Source organism: Streptomyces sp. NBC_00846, assembly GCF_045207325.1.
Classification (GTDB): domain Bacteria; phylum Actinomycetota; class Actinomycetes; order Streptomycetales; family Streptomycetaceae; genus Streptomyces.
Map to the genome: position 1 here is coordinate 3,472,452 of NZ_CP108846.1, position 25,949 is coordinate 3,498,400.

The following is a 25,949-nucleotide window of genomic DNA, read 5'->3' on the forward strand; positions in this document are numbered from 1 at the left end:
TCACACCTGGGTCCGGTGGAAATTCATGAACGACCGCGACGCGGTCGGCCCGCGCTGGCCCTGGTACCGCGATCCGTACCGCTCGGAGCCGTACGGGAACTCCGAGGGCGAACTGAGCCGGAACATGCACAGCTGTCCGATCTTCATCCCCGGCCACAGCTTTATCGGCAGCGTCGCGAGATTCGACAGCTCCAGGGTCACGTGCCCGGAGAAACCGGGGTCGATGAACCCGGCGGTCGAATGCGTCACAAGACCGAGCCGCCCCAGCGAACTCTTGCCCTCCAGCCGCGACGCGAGATCGTCGGGCAGCGAGATGACCTCGTACGTAGAAGCGAGCACGAACTCACCGGGATGCAGGATGAACGGCTCGTCCCCGTCCGGCTCGACCATGCGCGTCAGATCAGCCTGCTCGACGGCTGGATCAATATGTGGATAGCGGTGGTTCTCGAACACCCGGAAGTAGCGGTCGAGCCGCACATCGATGCTCGACGGCTGCACCATCGACGCATCGAACGGATCAATGCATACACGTCCGGCGTCGATCTCGGCCCGGATGTCCTTATCTGAGAGAAGCACGCCCCGAGGATACGCAGAACGCGCGGGCCCACCCCAATCCGGGACCGCCCCGCGCGCCTGACACCGCTCCTACCGCTGCTCGAACACCACAGGCACGGCATGCCGAAGCCGCGCACAACGAGGACAGCGAATGAGCCGCCCGGGACCGATCCGCCCGGGCCCGAGCTGCTGCATCGGGAACGAAGCGGTAGCGAAAACGTGACCTTCGGCACAGCGGACGACGGTGCGCTCCATGGAGTCCATCAAGTCCCTTCCCCAACAAACCGTGGACGAGAACGCCACATTAGGGGATGAACAGGACGCCACTCCAGGCGGCACTCCGACCCCCCACGCTACGCCCCCAACTCCCGCCCCCGGCACCCGTATCCATCCTCCCGCGCAACAAAAAGGCCCCGCGGCTCAAACGCCGGGGACCTGGCATGGGGTAGAGTGTGCAACAGTGCGCGACGGATCAACGATGCGCTTCGCGGGTGTAGTTTAATGGTAGAACATGAGCTTCCCAAGCTCAGAGCGCGAGTTCGATTCTCGTCACCCGCTCCATAATGAAGGCCCTGGTCAGAGACCAGGGCCTCGTTTGTTGTCTAGACCATTTTCCTGGCGCGTGCCATTCGCGTGCCATAAGGGCCCTTCCGACCTGCACCAATGGCATACATGGCGCCCCTGAGGGCGAGAGCCCCGCCATTCAGTCCCATATCTCGAGATCCACTTCAAGTGGTCTGCGTCACATACGCGGTGCGGGCAATCTGCGCCCCTGCGCGATCAACGCCGCGCAGCCCGTGGGGCGGATGGTCCGGGCGGGCGCGGCACCAGCGGGTGAACGGTCGCGCCACCCCTGCCCGAGGCTGCGGACGACTGCTGGCGGCGTACATCGAGATCGATGTCGGCGGCGAGCCTGCGCTGGTGCTCCTTGGTGGAGTGCTGGTAGATCAGTTGCGCGCGTTCGGAGGACTGGCCGGCTCGGACCATGAGGTCCTTGAGCTTGGCCCCGGTGTCAGCCGCGAGCGTGTTGCCCGTGTGCCGCAGGTCGTAGAAGCGGAAACCCTCGGGCAGCCCGACCTTGTCCCGGGCCCTGCGCCACTTGCGGCCGAAGGTGGTACCGCGCAGCACCGCTCCCCTCTCACCGACGAAGACCAGCCCGTCCGGCCCCGGCTGGGCGAACCACTCCAGGTGCCGGCGGACGTCCTCGTGCAGGAAAGACGGCAGCACGATCTCCCGTCTGCCCGCACGCGACTTGGGAGCGCCAACCACGCGGTGCCCGGTGTTGAGCTCCGGCGCGGCACGGCGGACCCAGAGCGCGCCGGCGTCAAGGTCCACGTCCCGCCGGCGGAGCTCGGCAAGTTCCTCGGGCCGCATCGAGGCGAAGGCGCCGAGCAGAACCATGAGGCGCCAGCGCAGACCGATCACCTCCGCTGCCGCGAAGACCTGCTCGACGGTCGCCACCGGCCGCTCGTCGGCGTCCTCACGGCCCGCCCCGCGGATCCGGCAGGGGTTCTTGCGCATCATGTCGTCCTCGACTGCGGTCTCCAGCACGGCTTTGAGCAGCCGGTACGACTTGGCCACCGTGGTCGCGCCGGTGACCGACAACCGCTCCGCTCGCCAAGCCCTGACACGAGCAGGACTGATCACGTTGACGTGCAGGTTCCCGAACGTCGGCTCCAGGTGGAGCCGGAACAGCCGGCGGTACAGCTCGGCCGTGGTCGGGGCGACGCCTCGTTCCACGATCCAGCGCGTGGCGTACTCGGCGAACAAGACCTCGCCGGCGGTCGGGTCGAGCCAGTCGCCCCGCATCTGTTCCGCTTGGACCTGGACGAGGAACGCCTCCGCGTCCCGCTTGGTCTCGAAGGTGTCCGGGGCTGGCCGCAGGGTGTCGTCCGTGCCGGGGTAGCGGGCCTGATAACGCCCTGACGGCAGTTGTCGTATCGCGCCGAATGTGCGGCGCGGCGCCTTCCGGCGCGAGCGGGCCATCAGGCCGCTGCCCTGTGCCCGGAGCGGCGGGTGCGCACCGGCTCAACCGTCCACGCCTCTACGTAAGCGTCGAGCGCGCTGTCGGAGATACGGACGTGCTTCCCGACCTTGACGTAGCGGATACGCCGCTCGGAGACGAGGCGACGGATGAATCGCTCACCGACGCCGAGACGTTCGGCTGCCTGGGCCACGTCGAGGAGGCGATCAGTCATTCGGGGCCACCGCCTTCCATGTGTCGGCGGGCCGTGGGGTGGTGATCACTGCAGGTCGGGGCAAGAGGGTTCCTTCTACGAGGCGGCGGGGCGACGACCGAGTTGTCCATGCGGGCGGGTGAGGTGGCGCGCCCGCTCGAGGCAGGCGTCTGGGCACCACAACCGCATAGAGCTACCGCACGACTTCCCCGCTGGGACTCTTTCGGCATCCCGTAAGTGATACCTCTGCATTGGCGGTTTGGTTAACCGGCGATCTGCGGCTATGTTCCCTCGATTCCTGCCAGGTCCCCCGCACGCTGGAGCCGAGAATGCGAACCGGCAGTCATAGGTGAAAGCCGAAACCTGGCCTGGTCGGGGGCACCCGCGGCACGCACTTTTTCGTCAACCGCCGATTCGGGCCTACCGTTTAGGGACCGCATGCCGCTAGGTGTTCGCCACCAGCTGTTCGCTTTCCAAGAAATAGCCCTGGACTTGCGCGGGACGATGTGGCTTCCTTCTTGGTCCGGCCGCTGAGACGAAGGCCGCGTGGATCGATCTTGGATACGTCGACCCCATGGGGCGGCACCGCCCTCACGGCGGTTCGCGGCCGCACCCATCACCCCCTGCTTCGAGGAGCCGCCGAACCATGAGCCACGATGCCCGCGCCTGGGTATGGGACCACAGCCTCAGCAAAGGCACCGCCCGCATGGTCCTCACCTTGATCGCCGACCGCTGCATCGATCACAACTGCACGGCCTACGCCTCCGTCCCAGCCCTGATGCGACGCGCAAACGCGTCCCGCAGCGCCGTCCGTGACGCGCTGGACAGACTGGTCGCCGACGGAGAACTGATTCGCCTCGACAGGCGCAAAGGACCTCGCGGGGAGACGTATTACCACCTCCCCAAGGCCGCCCATTTCCTGGCTGGGGAGGACTGGAAACCGACCCTCCAGGAGGATCGGATTGCAACCCCCGAGGTACCGGAATCCGGCACCCTCAGCCGCAATACGACAGGGCCGGAATCCGACCCCGGGGATCAGAATCCAACCCCGGGGGGTACCGGATTCCGGTACCTCGGGGGAACGGAATCCGACCCCCAGAACAGAAGTGAACCAATAGGAACCAGTAGGTACAGCAGCAGTGCACCAATCCCCGCTGTCCAATGGCAGATCGACGCGGGCACCGAGTCCTGGCTGCGGCGCGAGGGACACCTCACCCGCCTTGGCGAGGAGGGCGTACGGGTGGCGGACGACAAGTGGCGCGCCTTCCGGGCCAGCGGGGCACCACGCACAAGTGCCGCGTGGGGCGCCGACTGGCGAGCATGGATCACTCGCGAGCGAAGCCCCGCCCCCGTAGGGCCGCATTCAGCCGCCACGCCCAGCGGCAGACCGGTGAGCACAAAGATGACCCGGTCGGAGGCACACATGGCGGCTCTAATGGCAGCACTCGACGAACCGGTCGCGGCGATGTAGCCCTTACTTCCCCGGCTGATCCGCGAGGTGAGGTTGACCGCCGGGACCGGCCCCACGCATCTCGGTCCCCTGGGGACCGTCCCCCTGACACCCCGTCGGGGACCGGTCCCCTACTCAAGCTGGGGCCGGTCCCTACCAAACGATCCTCGGTCCCCGGCTCCTTCGGGGACCGGTCCCCGGATACTTCTGGCCACCTTGGGGACCGGTCCCCGAAGAAACGGGTGAAACCGCAGGCCAATGGGCCTCCCCTTCACCAAATCGACGGTCCCCGAATTCGCTCCTCAACACTCAGGGTCACGGGACCGGGGCAGCGGGGACCGACATCCGCCGCAGCCGGTCCCCGCTGCTCGGGGGACCCGTCGTAGCGACGACCGGTCGCACGCCTCCGCGCTCAGAAACACCGCCGGGTTCCGTCCACGCAGCCCATCAGAACGACCGGGGCCTGCGACCAAGCAACGTTCGAAGCCGAACCCTCACCTCAGAGAAGAGACCAATGCGCGACGCACATCGCAGAATCCCCGCCGGACCGCGACAGACGAAGCCCACCCAGGCCCCAGGCGGAGCAAGGTATGACGTTGGACCGTCCAAGGGCCGGTCCAACACAGCCTCCGCCCCGGGGGTGGCGGAGGTTCCCTGGAGCGAGGGCGCTCCAGGGACAGGGGACGGGGTCATGCGCGCCGCCGACGAGACCGCGCTGCACCGCGTCGCCCACCGCCGCGCCCGACAGGACGTGCAGCGCAAAGAGCGTGTCGACGTCCGCTACAGCGTCGACGAGAAGACCGACATCCTTGCCGAGTCCCGTCGGCTCGGCCTGGCCGGCGCGCACTTCGTCGGCGCCGTCGTCATGGCCCATCTGAACGGCGACCTCGTACTGCCGGGACAGCGCACCGCTGTCGATGATCTGATCGACGAGCTCGCGGCCCTGCGCACGCAGGTCGCCAGGATCGGCACGAACGTGAACCAGATCGCACACCGCCTCAACTCCGGCTGCGATCCACACCCTGGGGACACGGCCGTGCTCGCCGAGGCCGGACGGATCGTGGCCTTGGTCAAGCAGGCGGCTGCCGCCATCGACACCTTCGCCGATGAGGCCGCCACAAACCGTCGGGCGGCCTGATTGATCGCGAACATCGTCAAGCCCGGCCACAAAACGAGGGGCGTACTGAACTACCTGTACGGGCCCGGCCGGGCCAACGAACACACCGACCCCCACCTCGTCGCATCGTGGGACAGCTTCGCCCCCGACCCCGGCCGCGACCCCGACGCCACCCTCGCCCAGCTCACCGCCGTCCTCGACCTGCGCGTCAAGCAGGCCGGCGACAAGGCGCCGAAGGACCACGTGTGGCACTGCTCGATCCGGGCCGCGCCCGAAGACCGCCCCCTGTCCGACGACGAGTGGGCCACCATCGCCCGCCGGGTCCTGAACGCCACGGGCATCGCCCCGGCTGACGACCCCGACGCCTGCCGCTGGGTAGCCGTCCGCCACGCAGACGACCACATCCACATCGTCGCCACCAAGGTCCGAGGCGACCTCCGCCCACCCCGAAACTGGAACGACTACCTACGCGCCGACAAGGAACTCGCCGCCATCGAGAAGGAATACGGCCTGCGCCAAGTCCTGCGTGGTGACCGGACCGCCGCCAAGCGGCCCACCCGTGCCGAACAGGAGAAAGCCCACCGCACCGGCCACCAGACGACGGCGCGCGAACGTCTGCGCGTCACCGTCCGCACCGCGGTCTCGGTCGCCACCAGCCCCGAGGAGTTCCTCGGTATCCTCTCCGGCACCGTCGGCGTACTGATCGAGATCCAGCGCTTCCCCTCCGGCGACATACGCGGCTACAAGATCGCCGTCGCAGGCGATACCAACGCCGCTGGCCAACCCATCTGGTTCTCCGGCTCCAAGCTCGCCCCCGACTTGTCCTTCCCCCAGATCCGCGAGCGGCTGACCGCCACCGAACCGCAGCCGAGCGGTCACAGCAGGCCCAACCCGTGGCACCAGGCCACCGCAGCCGCCGAACGCATCCCCCACCACCTCAACCACAGCGACGACGCAGCCGCCCAGGCGCACCTCGCCGCCTTCGGCGAAGCCCTCGACGCCCTACCTCGCCTCGCCCCGAAGGAGATCCAACCCCAACTCCGCCAGGCCGCCATCACGTTCGAGCGCGCCACCTGCTCCCGCATCCAGGCCGGACACCACCACGCCCGCGCCCTGCGCGGAGCCGTACGCGCCATGCGCACCGAACCCGTCACCGGCGACGGAACCACGCTCGCGATGTTCCTCGACGTCGCCCTTCTCGCCGTGCTCGCCGCCGCCCGCTGGCACCAGCTCCACCACCACGACCAGCAGGTCGCCGCCGCCCACCAGACCCTCCGCCACCTCCAAGCGGCCTACGACCATGCAGCCCCCGCACTCCTGGGCGCGCTCGCCCACCGTCGGCCACCACGGCAGACAATCGAACGGTCCGCCCACCAGCTACGCGAGGCCGCACCCACCCACGCCCAACAGATCCTCGACGACCCGGCCTGGGATGCTCTGACCGCAGCACTCATCGACGCCGCCACCGCCGGCCACCAGCCGGAACGGATCCTCCAACAAGCCCTCGCCCAGAGGAACCTGGACGACGCCCGATCGTCCGCCCAGATCCTCACGTGGCGCGTGATCCGCCTCGGACAGAGGCCAGCCCCCAGCGCCCGAGCCCTGGCCGCCCAGGCCCGCAGCAACATGTCCGCCACACCGCAGCATGGTCACCCAACAGCTGAGCCCCGCCGCCCTCACGGCCCCAATGGCCCCTCTGCGACACGCAGCCGCTGATCAGGGAGGTCTCCCTGCTCCCGTGTGGCCCCGGCTTATGGCACGCCGGGGACTCGTCGGCTTAGGTTCGAGGTGCGGCGGCTGATGGCGCCACGGCAGCCCAGCTCGGACGGAAGTGATCGCATGGAAAGCGGTCCTGACAACATCCCCCTCTTCTGAAGTGCTGAAGGCCGGACGGCAGCGATCGTTCGCTGCCATCTTGGACACGTGGCCGCACGAGAGACCTTCGAGGATGTTGGTGGCCGCCCCTACTGCATGTACACACCATGTGAGCGCATGGCCGCGGTACGGGCGAAGCATGCTGCGGAGCGAGGAAGGAGAAGCCTGCCGGGGGACTCCGGCCACAGAGAATCCGGCGGGAGTGGGCGATCTGCACTGGCATGAATCCTCACGCCTGTGGGCCACCGCCGAGCAGCGCGGCGACCACAGGGCTTGGCACCCGCCCTGGTTGATGGGGATCTTTGAAATCGGCCAGGGGCGCTCGTTGCCTCATTCGGTACGACTTTCCACGGAGTGAGGAGCCTCGTGTGCACGGGCCCGCTGTTACAGGACGGGCTCTGACGGTACGAACGCCTGGAAAGCGCCGATGTGTGGCGGCCTTTCGCCTACGGACTGAATGCAGTGCAGCGGGAGATAGAGGCGGGACACGCTAGGTGTCGGGGGTGGGGGCTAGGGTCGGCGGCGTTATGGCCATCAGCAGCAGGAGACTCCATGCCGTCAGGGCACACGCAGCAGGAAGCCGCCCAGGCCCGGCCGACCGGGGCCCGGCCGCTGGCTCCGCTTCCCTTCGACGTCGAGGCAGTCTTTCCGGAGCTGACCGGTACGGCCCGCGAGGTCACCCTCCTCTACCCCCGGGCCGGGCAGCCTGGCCCGGGTGACAGCTCCATCGGCGGGCCGCTGCTGTGGCCGGCCGACGAGCCCTGGCCGACGTGCGCCGAACCGGACCACTACAAGCCGCTCGACGCGCCTGTCGGGCCGGAGCCGGTCGCGATGGTCCCGGTAGTCCAGCTGTACGCACGGGATGTGCCCGGCCTCGTCTTCCCCGCCGGCACCGACCTCCTTCAGATCCTGTGGTGCCCGCTCGTGCACGAGGACGACGAGTACGCGGCCAACCCCCGGCTCTACTGGCGCAGCACGACGCTGACGACGGCCGGCGCCGCTGCCGGGGAGCCGCCTCGCCCGCACACCGTGGAGGAGGACTACCTGCCCCGCCCGTGCACGGTGTCCCCCACTCCGGCCGTGGAGTACCCGAACTGGGACCTGCCGGAGGGGCTCGGTGAGCTGCTCGACCAGCGGTTTGAGGCCCTGCAGGAGGAGCGGGGCTTCGACTACTTCGATGTGGCCACGACGCAACAGAGCAAGGTCGGCGGCTACCCGGGGTGGACCCAGGAGCCCCGCTGGCCCGACTGCGCAGGCTGTGGCACCCGTATGGAACATCTTCTCAGCGTCACCGCGACTGAACCAGGCATGGGCCGGTGGCTCCCCCTGGATGACTGGGACCCCCGCCAGGACGGGGCCGCGACCCCGTCCTGGCGGGCCGAGGCAGATCCCTCCGCCCTCGACGCGTTCGGGCACGACATGGGCCTGGGCGATCTCGGCGGCATGTACTTCTTCGTCTGCCGCATATGTCCTGACACCCCGTACAGTCACTGCTACGACTGCTGAGGCCCGCCCGGTTGGCTCGCGCGCCCACGACGTAACTGGCCACCCGGGCTCCAAGGCCCCTCCCCCTGACGGCTGGCCGCAGGTCAGCACGGGTTTGTCTGGGGAATCAAGCTGAGCAACTCTGAGGGCACGCGGAGCGCCGGGTGGGGAGATTCAGATATCGCCATCATGGTCAGGGACCTGCTCATCCCCACCGGCCGCCGCAAGGGCCAGAGCCCCGGCCTCTCCAGCATCTACCGGGCGCTGGCCGAGCACGAGAAGACCCAGCCGTGCCCGAAGGACGTCGAGACGGCGCACGCCGACTTCGCCGCCCTCCAGCAGCGCGACCGCAGCCCCAAGTAGTTACTCAGCGCTCCACGCCACCTGGCGGTAGCTATACGAGAACGGGGCTGTGGTGGCGGTCGGCGGCGGCCCGGCCACCGCCGATCTGGCGGGTCGATCGATCTGGAGGTCATGGGGTGGCGGCTCGCCACGCGGGATGCAGTGCGGGATAGAGGCTGACCAGGAGATAACCAGCCGCGATCACGAGCAAAGCTGTGGTGAGGCTGGTCATGGCGACCAGTAGGCCGGCGCCGAAAATGCCCACCGGCACCGCGGCCACAACCGCGGCCATGATCGCGCCGGACACGCGTCCCCGGAGCTCCGAGGGAATACGGCCGAACTGGACGGCGGCCAACAGCGGGTTCACTGGTCCAGCAGCGATGCCGGCGAGAGCCATGGTGACGACAAGCGTGGGAGTTCCGGGCATCGCAGCGATGACGAAGAACTTCGGGGCCCCGGAAATGAGCAACGCGCCGGTCAGGATTACGTGCTGGGGGAACTGATGCCCAACTGCACCGAACAGGACCGCGCCCGCCAGGGCGCCGGCGCCGAAGGCAGCGACCGAAAGCCCCAGGGCGAGCGGGTTGTCGAGCACCTGCTTGGCCAAGGTGGGCAGCAGCACGGTGAACAGGGCGTTGTCGGCCATGTTGGCGAACATGAACACCACGAGGATCCGGGGCAGCAACGTGTCCTCGCGGATGAACCGCAGCCCTTCCCTGAGCTCCGCGAAGTACCGTGACGTGCCTTTCGACAGGTGCGGAGCCTTGCGAGGCGACGCTCGGGGCACAGTCAGTCCCACGATCAGGGCCGATACCAGGAAGCTGGCCGCATCCATGTACAGCACAAGGATTGGCCCGAGAGCTGCGACGAGCACGCCGCCGAGCAATCCGCCGGTGAGCTGGGCGACACGCATCACTGTCTCGTGCGCGCTCATCGCCCGTTCCAGCCGCATACCGCCGGCTTCGGCCAGGTCGGGCACGAGGGAGCGGCGGGCTGTTGTGCCTGGAACGTCGAGCATCGAGCCGGCGAACGTGAGGACCAGCAACAGCCAGAACGGCAGGTGGCCCAGCATGTACAGGACCGGGATCGCAGCCACCGTCATCCCGCTGGCCAGGTCGGCATGGACACTGCTGCGGATGAACCCCATGCGGTCCACCAGGGGGCCGCCGAAGATCCCGGCCAACACCACGGGAACGAAGTAGGCGACGCCGCTCAGCCCGGCCCGTGCGGGATCACCGGTGGTCTCCAGCACGAACCAGGGAATCGCGATCAGGGCGATCCGGTTTCCCGCGACCGAAACCGCCTCGGCTGCCAAAACAGCGCCAAGCGCTCGCCGTGCCTCACCCGTTGACGTGCCTGAAGAAGTCACCTGGTTGCCTGCTCCCGGCCCATGATGGTGGCCTGGTCAGTCGGAAAGTACCAGTCCATGGGGTCGGGCTGCCTAGGAGGCGTCCTCAGGTGTGGCCATGCCGGTTATTTTTTAACCGTGAAATGCACGTGATCAATGACTTGGGCGTGCGAGTCTGCCCCAGCCCAAGTCGAGCCGGGGCAGCGCCCGGAAGCATCACCCGATGGGGTGTGACGGCAGCCCAGGCGGACGAGACGGTGCGTCGGCGAGGCCCCTCGACCAGGACACGCCACGGCGAGTCTACGAGCGTCCGCGGCCGTCGCCGTGCCGGGTTCCCGAATGGAGGACCTCGCCCGTTGAGACAGTCCATTCCCCGCTTCTGTCCTCCTAGTTCGGGATGACCCTCGCCTCGGCAAAGACCCCGTCATCGACGGCGTCCCGCAGGATGTGTGCGATCTCTTCGGGCTTGAGGTTGATGCCGCCGATCCCGGCCGCAGTCAGCGGGATCTCCTCCAGCGCGTATTCGCCCCGGCCTTCGGCGCTGAACTCGGGTCCGGTTCGGTCATCGAAGGACCATGCCTCAATGCGGGCGAGGTAGAAGAGCTGTCGCTCGTCGTCAGTCTCCAGCGTGTGCAGGAGGCGGACGATGTCGGCCTTGCCGGCGATCTCCTCATGGATCTCCCGGTGGAGAGCGGCCTCCCGGGACTCGTCGGTGGCCTCGACGCCGCCTCCGGGCAGGACCCAGTAGACGGGGATGCCGGGCCGGGTGCGGCGGATGACCAGCATCGTGTCGTTCGGGGTGACGAGGACAGCGCGGACTCGCTCGATCATGTGGTGCTCTTTCCTTGGTTGTTGGCGGTCTCAGTGCAGCAGCCAGCCGCCGTCGACGTGTACGGATTGCCCAGTGATGAACGACGCGGAGGGGCCGACGAGGAACGCGACCAGGGCCGCCACGTCTTCGGGTCGCCCACGGCGGGGAACGCACTGCCGCTGGATCTGGTCTGCGGGGCGGGCCCGGAACTGGGCCGGGATGGCGGTCTCGGCCTCAACCTGGATGGCTCCGGGCAGGACGGTGTTGACGCAGACGCCGTACGGGCCGAGTTCGCGGGCGAGGGAACGAGTCAAGCCCAGCAGCCCGGCCTTCGCGGTGCTGTACGCGACGAGGTTGGTGCGGCCGGCGCGGGCGTTGACGCTGCCGATGTTGACGATCCGGCCCCACCGGCGTTCGACCATGCCGGGGGTCACCGCGTGGCAGATGCGGTAGTGGGCGGTGAGGTTCACGTCGAGGGAGTAGTTCCAGGCGGCCTCGTCGGTGTCCTGCCAGGGGACGCGGGGGTAGGAGCCGGCGTTGTTCACGAGGATGTCGATGGGGCCGATCTCGGCGCGGACGAGGTCGGTCATGGTCTGGACGGCGCCGGGGTCGGTCAGGTCGGCGTTCACCGCGATCCCGGGGCTGCCGTCTCGCTCGAAGGCGGCGAGGAGGGCATGGGCGTCGGGGTCCTGGCCGAGGTGGTTGACGGCGACGGTGGCTCCGGCGGTGGCGAGTGCCCGTCCGATTTCGGCGCCGATGCCGGTGGCGCCGCCGGTGACGAGGGCGATGCGGCCCTGCAGGGGCCGGGCCTGGAGAGGGCTTTCAAGCAGGGGCAGGGACATTGCAGCTCCGTTCGCCGGGGTTGGAATGAGGGGCCGGTTCGGTGGTGAAGAACGTGTCGAGGGTCGTGAGCGGGTCCTGGCTCTCGGCGAGCTTGATCAGTACGAGCAGGAGGTCGTGGCCGGTCAGCCGGGCTGCCGGGATGACGCCGAGGATGCGCAGGGCGAGGAAGGCGTGGAGCCCGTCCTGGCCGGTGCCGCTCTGCCCCCGCAGACCGTCCAGGGACCGCGTGATGGCCGCGCGGCGGCCGGGCCCGGTATGCCAGGAGTACCGGACGTCGATGTGCCGGGTGCCCTGGTGCAGCTCCAGGTGCTCGATGCGTGGGCGGGACTGGGGCTGCAGAGCGAGGCGGAGGGTGCGGGCGTACACGTCAGGCTGGTAGCGGGGAACGAGCCAGCCGCCCAGGGCCATCAGGTACCAGAGCAGGTTCGCGGCTTCGCCCGCGGCGGTGTTGCGGCCGGCGAACTCGAAGTCGAGCCAGCACAGCGGGTCGGCGATGTTGGGTTCGGTGGGGTCCCCCTGCGTCAACCCAGCAGGCCACCGTCGGTCGGGGGCCAGCACGTGGCGGACGCTGTCGATGATGTCGGCGACGTTCAGCGTCAACTGCCTGCCGTTGGCCGTGACGGTGAAGTCGGCCAGCTCCCGGAGGGTGAGGGTCGTATCGGTGTGGGGCAGGGCGATCGGCAGGTCACGGCGCAGGTACCAGCGGTCCAGTCGGCCACCCGGACGGACGCGGTCGAGGTAGAGGTCCGGGACGCACTCGGCCAGCGGCACGCTCTTCCCGGTCTCCTCGGCCGCCGCCCGCAGGTCGGCGCACACGCCGTCCACGAGGCGGTCCAAGCGGGGCTGCACGACCGGATCACGGTCAACGAGGGCGATCACGTCACCCATGAGCAGCTCGCACCGGCCGGTGGCGAAGACGTCCTCGTAGGCGAGGAGCTGCCTGTCCGGTAACGCGATCTGCCCGTGAAGGACCGGAACCGCGATGCGGGAGGCGAGCCGCGTCCACCCCTTCGCCTCGGCTTCGGCCTGCTCACGGGTTGCCACCGGCTTATGGAAGGCGCCCGTCGGCGTCGGAGCCCGCCTGGCGCTTGCGCTCACCGCGTCTCCCCGGGGAGGGTGTCCAGCCAAGCCTGGAGAACGAGGCGCGCGAGCGCTTCGGCGGCGGGCCGCTCGGTACGGGCAGTGGTCACCATGCTCGTGTCCTGCCGTCCGGCGTCTAGGAGGACGGTGAGGGCGTCGCTGTCGGAGGGGCACTCGATCCCGCTGAAGCGGAGCTGGATCTTCGCGAGCAGCGCGGTGACCTTGTAGAGGCCGCGAAGGTCGGGGGTTCCCTTGAGGAGCTGGCGGCGGATCTCGATGGCGGCCTGGATTCCGTCGCGCAGGCTCACGGTGACGTCGGTGGCCGCGTCCGGAGCGGGCAGGGCCAGTCCGGGGGTGGACCACAGGGGGACCAGCGCCCCGCTGCCGATGAGCGCGAGGACGTGGAGGAGCCGGGAGGTGACGGCGCCGGCCCGGCACTCGGCTCGGGTCAGTACGGTCATGCCCAGTTTGACCCCGCCGAGTTCGGCCTCCAGATCCGCGAGGATCTGGCGCATCTCGTCGAGGGATGAGGTGTCGGCCACGACCAGGACGTCGAGGTCGCTCCAGCCGTGCTGGTACTTGCCCCGGGCGCCGCTGCCGGTGACGGCCAGCAGGTCGATCAGCGGGCGCAGGCCGGTGGTGCGGTCGAGGAACTCGGCCAGGTAGGACTCCAGGTGCACGGGGAGTCCGAGCGCGTTGACCGGCATGGTGGAGGGCTGGTGCTCCGGCCAGCGGCGGTCGAGCGCGATGCGGTCCAGCCGCCGCTCCAGCTCCAGGCGCGGCCCGTCGTTGGCGATGACCTCGTGGGCGATCGAGACGATCTTGTCCGCACCTCGTGCGCTCTTGACGAGGTCACGATCGACGACGTCCTGGGTCCCGGAGGTGCCCCGCCGGGCGCGCGTGGCCTCGGAGGCGTCCAGGTACGCGACGGTGAGCTGAGGTCCGAGCATCCGGGCGAGTTCGGCGGTCGAGTCGAAGTCGTGCAGCGACTCGATGCTGACGGAGTCGAGGAAGTGGTGGGCCAGGCAGAAGCGGTCCAGCGCGTCCACGATCAGCTCGGCCTGCACGACCGATCCCAGCCGGTACGGGTCATGGATCCCCGCCCGGTCGGCCGCGTCCTCGATGAGGTACCCGATCTTGAGGCGGGCGTGGCCGTGCTGGGTACGCAGGTACTCGCCGACCGTACTCTTGCCGCTCTCCGACATGCCGCCAAGCGCGATGACATGCACTCCTGCCAGAGCCCTCCCGGGCACCTCCGGATGCAGGGGCGCCAGAAGCCGGCGGACCTCGTCCTGGACGGCGACGGTCGGCCGATCGCCGATGCGGATCGCCATCGGGAAGCGTCCCTCGTCGACGAGGCGGTTGATCTGCTCATGGAGGTGGCGCTGGTACGCCGCGTAGATGTCGGTGACGGTCACCTCGTGGGCCAGGCTCCGGCGGGTACCTTCCTCCGGGTCGTCACAGTGCAGGAGGACGAAGGCGTGCTCGCTCTCCTCGGCGGCTCGCAGGTCGGTCTCATACGGGGCCAGCAGGAGTCGGGCTCGGTCTGCGGCCTGCGCGGCGTCCAGGTCGTCTCGTACGGCGACCGTCGCGGCGACGGACGCCTCAAGCATCGGGATTCCCCGGTCCAGCAGGCGCACCGGCGCGGAGAAGGGGTGCCGGGAGCGTTCCAGGTAGGAGGTGGCGAGGACGTCGGCGACCTCCTCGACCGGGCCGGTCTCGAACCACCAGCGGGCCATGCCGTCGGCCTTGATGGCGGTCCAGCGGGGGTCGTAGTGGTCGAGCGGGCCTGCTGAGGTCACGGCCGGGCCCATGCGCCGGGCGAGGATTCCGATCTGCTTGGTCTTCCCGGTGTTGTCGGGGCCGCTGAACGCGACCGACACGGGGAGGGGATACGTGTCGCTGTTGTACTGACTGGACATCGGCTTCCCTTCACTGATGATGCGGAGCGGGTACGCCTGCAGGGCGCCGTGAGCGCCCTGCGGCAAGAACTCGATGGGGCTCGGACCTCGCCCCGGTCGAGAGGCAAGGGCGCGCCGGAGTGCCTATACGGCGCCGTCGGCCAACGGAGCGTCCTCGGCGCTGAGCGTCGTCTGCGCCAACGGGGACCTGTGCGGAGGAGTGCTCGGTGTGGGCCAGAAGTCCGACCATGGCGAGCCCGGCAGCCGTGCCGAGGGCCCACACCCAGCTCAGGGCGGTCTCCAGCGGGTCGGGGACGTGGGAACGGCTCATCGGACCGCCTCTCGGACGGCGGAGCCTCGCGTCGCACTGAGCTGGCGCGAGAGCGGAATCGTGCGGGTCCGTGCGTTGTCAGTGGGCATCGCCACCGTCGGTTCCTCTCAACGTGTCCGGGCAGGCGCCAACAGGCCCTGAACAGGGCCTATTCGAGCCATTCGGAGATCTGCGGAGTGATGTTCAGTGAACGACGGGCCGCACTCCCGGGACAGGGCCCAGGATGTAGTCCTGCGTAATCCCGCGTAATCCAGGTGGGGAGGGTGACGGGGTGCCGAGGAACCCGGCCGTCGCGGAACTGATCAAGCGGGCCTGCCAAGAACGCGGCTGGGGCCCCTCGGAGTTGGCGCGTGCCCTCGGCCTCGCCGAATGCGGTGACCCGCGCCGCCTGCAGCGCCAGCACGCCCGGCGGTGGATAGAAGGCGAACGAACCCCCGGCCACTGGTGGCCCTACATCGCGCAGGTGTTGGCACTGGATCCCGAAGCGATCAACCTCCCGGAGCCCACGCCTGCGGCACCCCACACAGATACCGTTGCATCAGTCCTGCACCTGGGAAGGAGCGACGTGGAACGCCGGGAGTTCATCCTCGCCTCCAGCGGATACGCGCTGTCCGCACTCGGCCTGCCCGACATGGACAGCATCACCCGCCGAACCAAGACCGCCCTTCCCGGAGCCGTCCGCGTCGGCCAGGGCGAGGTGGCCGCCGTACGACACATGGTCAAGGCCCTCGGCGACTCCGCCTCCGAACTCGGTGGCGGGCACGCCCGCCACCTGGCCGTCCGCTACCTCACCCAAGACGTCGCCCCCTGGCTGGAGGGCCAGTTCACCGAAGCCACCGGCCGCGACCTGTTCGCCGCCACCTCTCAGCTCGTCCACCTCGCCGGCTGGATGGCTCAGGACGAAGGCGACACCCCCGAACTGCGCGGACTCGCCCAGCGCTACTACGCGCACTCATTCCGCCTGGCCGCAGAGGCCGGCGATCCGGAACTGTCAGCGACGGCTCTCCGCGGCCTCGCCGTCCAGTGCGTCGACCTCGGCTATCGCGCCGAAGCCGTCCAGCTCGGCGAAGCCTGCGTGGAGTACGGCCGCCACCTCGACAACCCGCGTGCAGTCGCCTATTACGAAGCCACCCTCGCCAACGCCGCCGCCCACGACGACGACCGCCGCATGGCCACCAAGCACCTCGCCCTGTCCGAGACCGCCATCAGCAAGCCGACCGCCGCAGCCGGCGACTCCTGGGCCGCCCACTACTCCCCCGGCCGCTGGGCCCACGAATCAGGCATGATCCTCTCCCGCCTCGGCGACCTCGACGCCGCCGAGGAACACCTCCACCTCGCCCTCGACATCCACGGCCTCGACCGCCGCCGCACCCGCGCCATCGTCCTCGCCGACCTCGGCGGCGTCCGCCTCCGCCAAGGCGATGTCGACGGCGCCATGGCCACCTGGCGCGACTTCCTCGACTGCGCCGACGGCATCCGCTCGGTGAAGGTCCAGGCAGCACTCCAGGACATGCGCGTCCGCCTGCGCCGGTACGGCGGCGTCCCGGAGGCTCAGGAGCTCCGAGAGCGGGCGGCCCGGCTCGTCGCCTAACTCACCGGAGCATCACCCGCGCTCACGCCGGTCATTCTTGGTAAGAGAACCGAGACAGGAGCCCGCTACGATCGCGCGGGCTACCCCTGAGCATGCAGACGATGACCGACCGGGCAGCACGCTGCCGGGGAAGGCCAGGCCCAGCCACGGCCGCGGCGCAGTAAAGGTCGAAGACAGCGGCGTTCTGCTGGGAGCCGTCACCTACGCAGCGCAGGGCGCCGCAGATATGGCGGTATGAACCACGCGTGGGGTCACTGAAGACGGGGCGCGACGTCGTTGCGATCGCACCTACGCAACCCATCGTCGTCAACGGGTCGCCCCCCGGGCGGGCGGTAAGGGTGAGTGGCGAGCCGGACGGATCTGCTCGCCACTTGAGGTACCTCGGAAACGTGTAGGTCAGGTCACGAGCGAGCGTAGCAAGGCGGAGAATCTTGAACAACGGCCTGTTTGTGGGCTCTTGAGTGGTTCCATTGTTTCCTGATGGTGTGGACCGGGGCGGGGCCGACTGTTCGGCAGCAGTCAGTGCATCTTCGCGGATGCTACGCAGTCCGCCTCGGCAAGACTCGGGTCGGGAGCAACCAGGACTCCTCGCCCCATTCGAAGGTGACGCACGATCCTTCGAGGACGTAGAGCGGGAGCTATGGCATCAGTAGAACAGCAAGTGAATAGCGCCGACAGCGTGATCTGCCAGAACCTTGCCAACTCAATAGGTGACCGGGGACTCCTCTCACAGAACGTGCTGGGGCAGCTCCGGAATCTCGTCGAGGGGCTTGCTGTCTGGGCACACCTCAACGATCGCTCGACTGAGTTTCACTACAACCAGGTCGGGCCAGCCCTGGATTTCGTTAGGCCGATTGCCAAGTTCAGGCTCCTCAGTAGATTCCACGGCTTGCTCCAGGCCAGCGTCTCGCACTACACGCTGGATCGCGATCCGTCTGAGCGATTGATGCTGAAGTATTACGAGTACCTACTCCGCACACGAGACTTGGCAAAGGATCTACTCGGAGTAGAAATCCTGCAGAACATCGAGCAGTTCCCGATCGACCTCGACCCCTCGCTGGGTGAGTACTATGAAAAAATCGCCGCACGCATCCGACGGCCCAAAGCAGCGACATCCTCAAGTTCACGTCGCGAGCGGTACTACATTCACAGCTCGCGCCCCTTCTTCGTCGCCGACAGCATTTACTATGAAGTGACGTTCTATCTCGCCCACAACCGGACGAGCAAGTTCGATCGCATCATTGGTTTTACTGACATCGACATCACCGACAAATACGCAGCCAGTCTTGAATTGGAGAGCGACTCGATCGAGGTCCTCGGACAGGCGATGCCGATCACTCTGATCCGAGCATGGGATGTTTCGATCCGGCCGTGCGAATTCAATAATTTCGCACGGCTTTTCGATGTCGCGCACGAGAGCGTCAGGACGTCGCATTCAGAGTATCGCAACCTGATGAACTACCTAACAACAACCCGATCAAACCTGCTCGATCTCATCGATATGACAGAAGCGGCTTACGGCTCACTCCGCTCCTGGGCAATAGGCGGCACTCAACGAGATGCGGCTATCTTCCCGATTCTCGATCGCGCACGGTCACTCATCCGAAACGACCGGCCAGGTTCTCACTTGTTGCGGTACCTCATGCTCCGGATGAACAATCGCCTCATCAGGGCACAATTCCATTATGAAAAATGTTCTGCGCTCTCCGGATTGTTCGTTTCCCAAGGCTGCAGGCCATTCGATGCGATGCCGTTCTGCACATCACCACGCGGACATAACCCGCCCTTTGGGGACCTTACCGAGAGTCTGGATGCGAGGGCTCGACCTCACGAGCTCCTGGCTAGACGAGTCCGGGGAAATGTCGAGCAGCACGGCGTGATCTATACGCCGACATCCGAGCTGGAGGACCTCGGTGACGTCGACAAGCTGATCGCACACCACAATCGGACGCTTCCGCCCACCGACCGGCACAAGCCGCGGAGGCTGGCTCATGAAAATGGGCACGTGTTCATCACCGGGTACGAGGACGGCACGGTTTCGATCACCAAAAAGCTCCAGGAGATTTCCGCTAGCGGTGTATCCCAACACTCCAACGATGTGCAGGCATGGATTGACGCGAACCCAGGTGCTATCGATGACCCTTTGAAGGCTCAGGCACTGATGGAATTGTTTGAGCACTCGAAGGTCGCCCTCGTATACGGTGCGGCCGGTACGGGAAAATCAACGATGGTAAATCATATCGCGAATTACTTCGAGAATTCGCGAAAACTGTTTTTGGCTCACACTAACCCGGCTGTCGACAACCTGAAGAGGAGAGTACAAGCATCGAACGTCGAGTTCAGTACGATCACCAGACACACGCGCAACATCACGTCGGGCAGCGAGAAGTATGACGTACTAGTGATCGACGAGTGCAGCACGGTAAGTAACGCAAGCTTGCTTGATGTTCTCGAGAAGACATCTTTCGACCTACTCGTACTCGTTGGCGATGTCTATCAGATCGAGTCGATTGAGTTTGGCAACTGGTTCGATATCATCCGGTCATACATCACGAGCGAGTCCGTATTCGAACTCACAGAACCTTTCAGGACGACCGATCCGGGACTTCTCACCCTGTGGGGTAGAGTGCGGAACTTGGACGACCACATCGAAGAGTCGCTCTCCAAGAATGACTATTCAAAGGTTCTGGGAGAATCACTATTTGAGCACCGAAGTGACGACGAAATCGTCCTCTGCCTCAACTATGACGGTTTGTACGGCATCAATAACGTTAACCGATTCCTGCAGGCGATCAACCCAAATCCGGCTGTGACTTGGGGTGAGTCTACATACAAGGCCGGCGACCCCGTACTTTTCAACGAATCCGATCGATTCAGTCCCGTCATCTTCAATAACCTGAAAGGAGAGATCGTCAAGATTGATCGCGCGCCCGGACGTATCACCTTCGATGTAAACCTCGAGCGAGATGTCGATGAAGCTGCAGTGCTTTTCACGGATCTACGCTGGGTGGAAGGCTCAACGGTCCAGTTCGACGTCCTCGAACGCGGCAACAGTGACGATGATGACGACTCGGTCAACACCATGGTGCCTTTTCAGATCGCTTACGCCGTATCGATTCACAAGGCGCAGGGCGTTGAGTATAAGTCAGTCAAGGTTGTCATCACCGATGCCAACGAGGAGAGTATCTCCCATAGCATCTTCTACACCGCGATCACCCGAGCTCGGGAGCGTCTCGAAGTGTTCTGGACTCCGGAAACACAGCATCGGATCCTGGGCCACCTCGCAGTGCGCGAGAACATGAAAGACGAGCAACTGCTGAAGGTCCGCCGAGGCTTGATCCCTGTTGAGAAGCGGCCGAAGCGCCAAAAGATGCGGCAGCTACCGTAGGCGCCCGCCGCCGCTACCCAGGCGTGATACTCCGAGGGCTGCGCGGCTGATCCGCAGTCGAGCGTGCCCCGTCCGTGCCCTTCAAGGCGGCTATCCGGGGCACCGGGCTCGTGATGCCGCATCGACGCCGCAAGGGCGAGGAGTTGCCCGACTGGAAGCAGGCCCACAAAGAGTGCCACAAGCAGGTCCGCGCCCGCGTCGAGCACGTCTCTGCCCGCATGAACACCTGGAAGATCCTGCGCGACTGCCGCCTCAAAGGCGACGGAGTCCACCACGCCATGCTCGGCATCGCACGGATGCACAACGGGGGAAGGTCCCGCAGATTCCAGCATGGTTACTTGCGGCTCTGGCCACGCATCACGTCGAGCACATCCCCAGGGGACAGTCGGTCACGGTACAAAAGCACCCAGGCGACGGCGCCGACCACGGCAACGATCTGCGTGGACGCGGCGGCAGACAGCTCCGACAAGCCCGCCGCGATGGCGGCACCGGTCATGGCCACGCCGAGGATGACCAATCGCACCCATTCCCGATCAACCGCAGGTTCTACGCCGTCCACGTCCCTGGGATCGAGCAAGGCGAGTGTGTTGCCGCTCGCGTACCGTTCAGCAATCGTCACCAACACGCGCGCCATTTCCTCGAAGACTTGGCCTGTGTTGTCGTCGATGTCCTGCCGTGCCTCTAGCCGCCGGATTACCCCCACTACCTCGGCCGCGTGCTTCCGGTAGTCCCGCCGAAGCGCACCGCGCACCGGACCGTGTCTAACTTTCCATGCCGACCACACAACCCGCTCAGCCCCGGAAAGGTCCACGCGAGCGACATAGAAAGTGCTACGAGTTCGCGTAACGGTCTGGTAGTAGCGCCGCGCCGAGCCCACACGGGCAAGGCAGTCGACCAAGACCGCGACCGGCCGGGTACAACTGGCCACCCCCGGTCGCAGGCTCATTAGCGACCGCAGCCACCACCAACGAGGAAGGGGGTCAACGAAGCCTGGGTTGCGCTTATGGCCGTCCCGAGACGGACCAGGACGCCGACCGAGAACTCCCCTCACGGCCCTCAACGCAAGGAGTAGCACGAGGACGAGAACAAGCCCGATCATCGCAGTAGCTGCCTCGGCAGGCCGGCCTTCCGGGGCTGCGAGAGCTGGAAGATACTGAGCGGCTTTCCCCCAGATCGCCTCACCGAACGCCCGGAAGATCGCCACTACCGTCACCACTATGCCCGGCGGCTCGCCGGTCAGGGCGACCTGCCGGGCTGGCCCCCACAGGCCGCCGCTAGGCGCCCACCACGGAACGGGCGCATGCCCACTCTCCGCCCACGTGTGGGACAACCATCTGGTGACGGTATCGACGAGGCTCCCGAGGTTGAGCAACACCAACAGCAGGAAGTACGCCTTGAAGATGTACGCGACCGCGGCCAGCGGGACGGCCTGGTGCCACGAACGCAGCACGGTACGCACTTGCCGACTGACAGGGAACAACCTGCTGGCGTCCTGGCCGAAATCCCGCCGTGCCCAGACCAGATGCTGCGCAGCACCGCGCCTGCTCCGCCGGAGGTAGGCGCCTCCAAGGGTCCGTCTGTACACCCGCAGGCACATACCGAGCAGAAAATGTCCGGCACCTTCGGCTAGAGCGGCTGTCCGCTCCAGGAACCGCCGGACCCGCAGCATGTCGCGGGGGTCGACCTGCTTCGATATCGACCAGAGAATCGCGCCCAGCAGCAAGGGCCAGAAGACCAATCTGAACACGATCAAGGCCGCTTCGATGACCACTATCAGGGCTGACCACAAAAGTTCGAGCACCCTCGCAGTCTCGCTGACGGCACTGACAGCGCGGTCTGTCGGCCTGTTGCCTTCCACACTCGTTCAGCTATCGCGAACCCATCTCGATCGACGTCGGCTCAACGCAAGGTCCACTGCGATCGCCACGAGATGCACAACCGGGCGGGTGCGCTCTGCGGGCACCTCGCAGTGAAGCGCCCGCCGGAGAACGGCTGGTGTCCTGGGCCCAACCGACTGACCGTTCACGCTCCTCCGCCCCCGCGTCTGTGCCTTGAAGCAGCTCGGCACCATCGGTCACCCTCACAGGAGGCGTGCCACCACGTGCCAGTAGGGACGGTGAACAGCGGTCAACAGGGGGTCGACCCGAGGCAGCCCCCATAAGACCACCGCCCACATTTTCGCAGGTCAAACGCCATATTCGTAGTCAACCGCTGAGTGATTCCCAAGCGCAGAGCGCGAGTTCGATTCTCGTCACCCGCTCTTTAATGAAGGCTCTGGTCAGCGACCGGGGCCTTTCTTGTTGTCTAGACCTCTTGTCGAGTGTCGTGCCCTCCGCATGCCCCAACTCCCGACGAGACCGGTACTTCAACAGCGCCCTCGACGCTTGGGAGCCGCACCAGGAATGCTGCCGACACACGCTGCGCGGTGACTTGAGTCATGCCGCCCACCGTCTGTGCCGACCGAACGTGCTAGCACGTCCACGGCCCGCCTTTCAAGACGATGTGGCTTCGTAGCGTGTCGGCCGACGCTGAGGTGCTTCTGAGCCAGACGCAGTCATTCACCAGCGAAGCCGATGCCACGTGGCACAGGGTGGGGCCCTCAAGAAGCGTCCGCGGGGGAGGTGGCAGATGCCGCTGCTGTCATGGAGGACGGTGGCACCCACCGGAAGCCCGCACTGCGCAGGTCCGCAGGAGCCGGCCGCTGTCCCCGGAGTCCCAGTGGACAGCGGGACCGGGAAGCCAATCGCCTACGTACCCGGGCAGCGCCCCACCCGGACCACGTACGCGCGGCGAGATCCGGTGCCGAGTACGAACTCCGTGATCCGAGGAATGGCTGGCTCCGTACATGAGCGGGTCAACCGGATTGGGCAAGCACGGGACTGGCTCGGGCGATGGCAGGACAAGATTCAGGGGAGGCCCCAACGGCCTATCCGGGATCTGGACGAATTCACCGGCGAATCCCTCGCACAGTGGGCCTTGACGAACGTGCTGTACGCGCGCAAGCGGCCGGCACCGTCCTTCGGATTCGGGCTGGCGCCAGTGCTCACACACAGCGTTGCAGCACGACGGCAGCGTCGGCTCCGGGGCGCACTGTTGTTGGCAACGCTGGTCTACCTGGGGGGCTCCCATCCACGAGGGCTGGCAGCGATTGTCGCCACGGTGTTGCTGTGGCAGTTCTTCACCGGGCGGGCCTGCCGGGCGATTCTGCGCTGGGGTTTCAACGCACTCGTACCGGCTGTCCTTCTGGCTGCGGCGCTATTCGCCCTCTGGACTCTCGTCAAACCACATCTCCCACTGCTGAGCGATGCCGCCCTGGAAGGATTACTTGTCGCGCCGCATCTACTGATCGCTATCACTGCGGTCCACTTGCTTGACCGCTGGGCGTGTCACGCCTACGTGCAGTCGCTGCGTCTTGGCCGCGAACACATCGCCACGCGTCCCTTCCTCGCGCCGTTCGCCGCCAAGAGAATCACGGCGCACAAGGTCACTGAGCAGTGGCAAAGCATCGCGTACCGCAGGGAAGGCAGGGTGGATCGCTTCGTCGGAGCCGGCCTCGACTCGTGGCCGAAAGGGGCTACCCGTATCCAGCTCACGTCAGCCCGCACCAGTGAGGACGAAGAAGGCGACCCGCCCCTGGCTACAGCCGACTTGTCCGACCTCGACGCGAGTCAGAAATTCGAGGCGGACGAGCTGCTCGACAAGGTGCGCGACGAACTGGAGGAGCTGCGAGGAGCTCTCGTCGAAACCCATGCCCTGCCCAATTGTGATGTGGCCGAGTTCCTCGGCATCCCCGAGGGCCGGTGGAAGAGCTTGGGCCAGATCAGTGGAGGCGGCGGCGATAAGTCGGAGTGGCCGGAGGCCACTGAGATGTGCACCGAAGCCCGGGATGCCCCCACCGGCCACTTCTCCCGGAGATACCTCGCCGCGCAGGTCGTCGCCTGGGACGGCCAAATCGTCGTCACGGTCTTCGCGCATGCCGCCCTGGAAGGCAACACGCTGCACTTCGTCACCCGCCCCCACGTCCTGGCACCGCTGCTTCCCTCGGCAAACGTAACGCCCGCCAAGGGCTGGGATCTCGCCAGGAAACTGGCAGAAACACCGCTCCATGCATGCGGAGATACCGTGGCGCTCGCGTCCCGGGCATACACGAACATCGGACGCGGACTCGGGCTGCTGACCGCAGTAACCACGGCCGCTGCCGCTGTCCGCGAGAAAGACGACGGCCGGCCGGTGAGCCTGAGAGAACACTGCGGTCGGGAGACAACTGAGGACATGCACCAGACCGAGGACGTGCAGCGCTACGTGTCGATCCTGCAATCGCGGATGTTCAGCACGGTGAGCGCTTTTCTCGCCGACCACGGTCTGGCAACCGGCGAGTTCAAACGTCAGGCCATCGCCATCACCCAGAACTTCATCAGCGGCGACAACAACCAGGTCAACACCGGCAATATGGGCGGCGGCATGCAACAAGGCCCCATGCCTGGCGGTCCGGCAAACAGAACCGAGAAGGCAGGTTGATCATGAGATTCGGTCGAGCAAACGCTGGTGGTGGCACCAACGTCACCGGCAGCGGCAACCAGGTCAACACCGGCAGAGTCGGTGGCGACATGCGCCAAGTCCAAGTCTCGGGGACTGCAGCAGACGATCCCAGGCTGTTGGCTGCACAGACCAGACTCGCCGAGCTGGTAGCTGCCCTCGACACCCACGCTGACGAAGTGCACAGCATCGACAGTTGCCGCCAGGCCGTAGCCAGGATTGACGAGGAGCTACGCGAGCCGACGCCGGACGGGCGCCGCCTCACCGAGACCCTGGAGATGCTGAGCCTCGCGCTCGGGTCTGCCACGTCCCTGACCTCGCTCGCCGGATCACTTCGAAGTGCGATCGAGGCACTTCTCAGCTGAAGAACCGGATCGCCCCTTCATGCTGCGAGAAGGCCAAAAGCCAGCTGGAGGCCAGGCGGCACGGCTACGTGGGCAGGGCCGGTCGGCCCTGCCCACGTCCGCCTATTTCTCTCGTGCAGCCGAGCGGGCGCGCTCCCTCCATCTTCCGGCGTCCCTCCTGCACCAGGGCGTCGATGCCTCCGGCGACCTCCAACTGCCGCTACCCATCGGAGTGCTGATAGATCAGAGCTGCCTTCTCCGAGGACTGGCCCGCGCGGACCATCGTGTCCTTGAGCGTGGCGCCGGACTGGGTGGACAGGGTGTGGACGGTGTGACTGAGGTCGTAGAAGCGGAAGTCCTCCGGCAGGCCGACCTTGGTCCGAGCCCTGCGCCACTTGCGGCCGAAGGTGGACCGGCGGAAGGGAGCGGGCTTCTCCCCGACGAACAGGAGCCCGTCGGGTTCCTTCTCGGCGTACCAGTCGAGGTGACGCTTCACCTCGATGTGCAGGAAGGCCGGGAGGAAAACGGTTCGCCTTCCGGCGGCCGATTTCGTGTCGCCTTCGACTCGACGGCCGGTGGTCAGCTCGGGTGCGGCGTCACGGATCTTGACCGCAAGATGTTCGAGCGTGACGTCGGGCCGCCGCAGGGCAGCCTGCTCCTCCGGGCGCATTGGCCCGTAGGCGCCGAAGTAGACCATCAGCCGCCACCTCGGCCCCATGGCGTCGGCGAGTGCGTCGACCTGTTCGACGGTGGCCGTCGGGCGTTCCACCGGCCC

General features: G+C 66.7%; 17 protein-coding genes, 1 tRNA gene and 2 pseudogenes. 10 read left to right on the forward strand and 10 right to left on the reverse strand.

Translation table 11 applies throughout. The annotated features are described in order from the left end of the window. Positions 1–576: a dCTP deaminase gene (gene dcd / locus OG936_RS16000; protein ID WP_383752386.1), complete on the reverse strand. Its 576-nt coding sequence runs from the start codon at positions 574–576 to the stop codon at positions 1–3. A gap of 466 nt (positions 577–1,042) precedes the next feature. Between dcd and OG936_RS16005 the strand changes: the two genes are divergently transcribed. Continuing rightward, positions 1,043–1,116: transfer RNA gene (locus tag OG936_RS16005), tRNA-Gly, on the forward strand. A gap of 219 nt (positions 1,117–1,335) precedes the next feature. Here the strand turns inward: OG936_RS16005 and OG936_RS16010 are convergent. Next, positions 1,336–2,541: a tyrosine-type recombinase/integrase gene (locus tag OG936_RS16010; RefSeq protein ID WP_327259046.1), complete on the reverse strand. Its 1,206-nt coding sequence runs from the start codon at positions 2,539–2,541 to the stop codon at positions 1,336–1,338. Continuing rightward, on the reverse strand, positions 2,541–2,753 hold the full coding sequence (locus tag OG936_RS16015) for an excisionase family DNA-binding protein (protein ID WP_327259045.1): 213 nt from the start codon (positions 2,751–2,753) through the stop codon (positions 2,541–2,543). Before OG936_RS16015 ends, OG936_RS16010 begins: the two co-directional genes overlap by 1 nt. A 2,120-nt stretch (positions 2,754–4,873) precedes the next feature. Between OG936_RS16015 and OG936_RS16020 the strand changes: the two genes are divergently transcribed. The 4 genes from OG936_RS16020 to OG936_RS16035 all read left to right on the forward strand — a co-directional run bounded on the left by OG936_RS16020 (position 4,874) and on the right by OG936_RS16035 (position 9,022). Then, a complete protein-coding gene (locus OG936_RS16020) occupies positions 4,874–5,320 on the forward strand; it encodes a MobC family plasmid mobilization relaxosome protein (protein ID WP_327259044.1) in 447 nt (148 codons plus the stop codon). Beyond that, entirely contained in the window at positions 5,321–7,015 is a 1,695-nt protein-coding gene (locus OG936_RS16025; protein WP_406495464.1) for a relaxase/mobilization nuclease domain-containing protein, read from the forward strand. A 711-nt stretch (positions 7,016–7,726) separates the two neighbouring features. Beyond that, a complete protein-coding gene (locus OG936_RS16030) occupies positions 7,727–8,680 on the forward strand; it encodes a hypothetical protein (protein ID WP_327349570.1) in 954 nt (317 codons plus the stop codon). A gap of 168 nt (positions 8,681–8,848) precedes the next feature. Then, positions 8,849–9,022: a hypothetical protein gene (locus OG936_RS16035; protein ID WP_327259041.1), complete on the forward strand. Its 174-nt coding sequence runs from the start codon at positions 8,849–8,851 to the stop codon at positions 9,020–9,022. A 109-nt stretch (positions 9,023–9,131) separates the two neighbouring features. On the opposite strand, the gene OG936_RS16040 is transcribed toward OG936_RS16035, so the two are convergent. The 5 genes from OG936_RS16040 to OG936_RS16060 form a co-directional block, all read right to left on the reverse strand. Beyond that, a complete protein-coding gene (locus tag OG936_RS16040) occupies positions 9,132–10,370 on the reverse strand; it encodes an MFS transporter (RefSeq protein WP_327259040.1) in 1,239 nt (412 codons plus the stop codon). Positions 10,371–10,736: 366 nt separating this feature from the next. Further along, entirely contained in the window at positions 10,737–11,180 is a 444-nt protein-coding gene (locus OG936_RS16045) for an NUDIX domain-containing protein (protein WP_327349561.1), read from the reverse strand. Positions 11,181–11,210: 30 nt separating this feature from the next. Continuing rightward, positions 11,211–12,002 carry an SDR family NAD(P)-dependent oxidoreductase gene (locus OG936_RS16050; RefSeq protein ID WP_406495467.1) on the reverse strand — a complete coding sequence of 264 codons (792 nt, stop codon included), beginning with the start codon at positions 12,000–12,002 and terminating at the stop codon, positions 11,211–11,213. After that, positions 11,983–13,047: a hypothetical protein gene (locus OG936_RS16055; RefSeq protein WP_406495469.1), complete on the reverse strand. Its 1,065-nt coding sequence runs from the start codon at positions 13,045–13,047 to the stop codon at positions 11,983–11,985. The genes OG936_RS16050 and OG936_RS16055 overlap by 20 nt, the downstream gene beginning before the upstream one ends. A 50-nt stretch (positions 13,048–13,097) precedes the next feature. Beyond that, positions 13,098–15,005 carry a nucleotidyltransferase domain-containing protein gene (locus OG936_RS16060; protein WP_327349568.1) on the reverse strand — a complete coding sequence of 636 codons (1,908 nt, stop codon included), beginning with the start codon at positions 15,003–15,005 and terminating at the stop codon, positions 13,098–13,100. A gap of 581 nt (positions 15,006–15,586) precedes the next feature. Between OG936_RS16060 and OG936_RS16065 the strand changes: the two genes are divergently transcribed. The 3 genes and pseudogenes from OG936_RS16065 to OG936_RS16075 form a co-directional block, all read left to right on the forward strand. Beyond that, positions 15,587–16,906 (forward strand): tetratricopeptide repeat protein, encoded by a 1,320-nt coding sequence (locus OG936_RS16065; protein ID WP_406495471.1) that lies wholly within the window; start codon positions 15,587–15,589, stop codon positions 16,904–16,906. A gap of 640 nt (positions 16,907–17,546) precedes the next feature. Further along, positions 17,547–20,294, forward strand: coding sequence for an AAA family ATPase (locus OG936_RS16070; protein ID WP_406495473.1), 2,748 nt, complete (start codon positions 17,547–17,549; stop codon positions 20,292–20,294). 85 nt (positions 20,295–20,379) lie between these two features. Beyond that, positions 20,380–20,599, forward strand: a pseudogene (locus tag OG936_RS16075) (IS5/IS1182 family transposase); the annotation flags it as partial. Between the two features lie 29 nt (positions 20,600–20,628). Here the strand turns inward: OG936_RS16075 and OG936_RS16080 are convergent. After that, a complete protein-coding gene (locus OG936_RS16080) occupies positions 20,629–22,095 on the reverse strand; it encodes a hypothetical protein (RefSeq protein ID WP_406500782.1) in 1,467 nt (488 codons plus the stop codon). A 1,028-nt stretch (positions 22,096–23,123) separates the two neighbouring features. On the opposite strand from OG936_RS16080, the gene OG936_RS16085 reads away from it, so the two are divergent. Then, positions 23,124–24,812 (forward strand): hypothetical protein, encoded by a 1,689-nt coding sequence (locus OG936_RS16085; protein WP_406495475.1) that lies wholly within the window; start codon positions 23,124–23,126, stop codon positions 24,810–24,812. 137 nt (positions 24,813–24,949) lie between these two features. Continuing rightward, on the forward strand, positions 24,950–25,195 hold the full coding sequence (locus OG936_RS16090) for a hypothetical protein (protein ID WP_327349564.1): 246 nt from the start codon (positions 24,950–24,952) through the stop codon (positions 25,193–25,195). A 202-nt stretch (positions 25,196–25,397) separates the two neighbouring features. Here the strand turns inward: OG936_RS16090 and OG936_RS16095 are convergent. Then, positions 25,398–25,940: pseudogene (locus OG936_RS16095) on the reverse strand (tyrosine-type recombinase/integrase); the annotation flags it as partial. Between the last annotated feature and the right edge of the window lie 9 nt (positions 25,941–25,949).